Below are 1,463 nucleotides of genomic sequence, written 5' to 3' on the forward strand. Positions count from 1 at the left end.
CATGTCTGTTGTTGATGGTGTGGTTGAGGGGGCGGTGGGTGCCGGGTCGGGGGGTGTGGGGCCGCAGCGGTTGACGTCGCGGATGCGGTTGACGCTGGTGGTGCTGCTGGTGGCGCAGTTCATGCTGGCGGTGGACTTCTCGATCCTGAACGTGGCGTTGCCGGTGATCGGTGAGGGGCTGGGGTTCTCGCTGGCGAACCTGCAGTGGATCGCGACCGCGTTCGCTTTGTGCGCGGCCGGGTTCACGCTGATGTTCGGGCGGGTCGCGGACCTGTTCGGGCGGCGCCGGCTGTTCCTGGGCGGTCTGGCCGTCCTCGGGCTTGCGTCGCTGGCCGGGGGGCTGGCCACCAGCCCGGAGGTTTTGATCATCGCCCGCGTCTTCCAGGGCCTGGCGACCGCGGCCGTCACCCCGGCCGGCCTGTCCCTGCTGACGACCTCCTTCCCGGAGGGCCCGCTGCGGGAGAAGGCACTCGGTCTGAACGGGGCGCTGATGTCGGCGGGGTTCACCACCGGCGCGATCCTGGGCGGGGTGCTGACCGACCTTCTGTCCTGGCGGTGGTCGTTCTTCATCAACGTGCCCGTCGCCGCGGCCGTCCTGGTGATCGCCCCGATGGTCATCGCCGAGTCCCGGCCCGCCCAGCGCCCGCGGCTGGACCTGCCCGGCGCGCTGAGCGTGACGCTGGGCCTGCTCGCGGTGGTGTTCGGTTTCACCCGGGCCGGCGAGCACGGCTGGGGCGACACCACCGCGCTGGCCTCGCTGGCCGCCGGCCTCCTCCTGCTGGCCGTGTTCTACCTGATCGAACGCAAGGCGAGCGCGCCGCTGGTCCCGGTCACCGTCCTGCACCGCCGCTCGGTCGCCTTCGGCAACATCGCCGGCATCCTGGCCTTCGTCACCGAGACCTCCCTGGTCTTCCTGATGACCCTCTACCTCCAGCAGGTCCTCGGCTTCTCCCCGCTGGCCGCGGGCCTGTCCTTCGGCGTGCTGGGCCTGGGCACCGTCCTGGGCGGCGCACTCGCCCCGAAGGTCATCGCCCGCACCACCACCCGCACCACCCTGCTGGCCGGCGCGCTCATCCAGACCCTGGCCACCGGCGCCCTGCTCGGGCTGGGCACCACCACCACGAGCCTGGCACTGCTGCTCCCGGCCACCTTCATCGGCGGCGTCGGCAACATGCTCCTCATCGTCGCCTTCATGGTCACCGCCACCAGCGGCCTGCCCGACCACGAACAGGGCATGGCCACCGGACTGGCCACCATGAGCCAGCAGATCGGCATCACCATGGGCACCCCCGTCATGAGCGCCATCGCCACCGGCGCCATGACCACCACCACCGTCACCGGCATCCTCCACGGCATCCACACCGCCGTCGCCGTCAACACCGCCCTCGTCCTCATCACCACCCTCACCAGCACCTTCCTCCGCACCCCCACCACCAAATAACCCCACCACCACGGACGGGGAG

The 1,463-nt window shown here is 70.9% G+C and carries 1 protein-coding gene; it reads left to right on the top strand.

Annotation, left to right across the window (positions count from 1 at the left end; genetic code table 11):
• Position 1: 1 nt before the first annotated feature.
• Positions 2–1,441 carry an MFS transporter gene (locus ACZ5DS_RS42485; RefSeq protein ID WP_468249842.1) on the top strand — a complete coding sequence of 480 codons (1,440 nt, stop codon included), beginning with the start codon at positions 2–4 and terminating at the stop codon, positions 1,439–1,441.
• Positions 1,442–1,463: the final 22 nt, after the last annotated feature.

Source organism: Streptomyces sp. NPDC031100 (genome assembly GCF_055570785.1).

Bases quoted from the DNA above. Each gene is read 5' to 3' on its own strand.
- ACZ5DS_RS42485 (WP_468249842.1), top strand. From the start codon at position 2: ATGTCTGTTGTTGATGGTGTGGTTGAGGGGGCGGTGGGTGCCGGGTCG.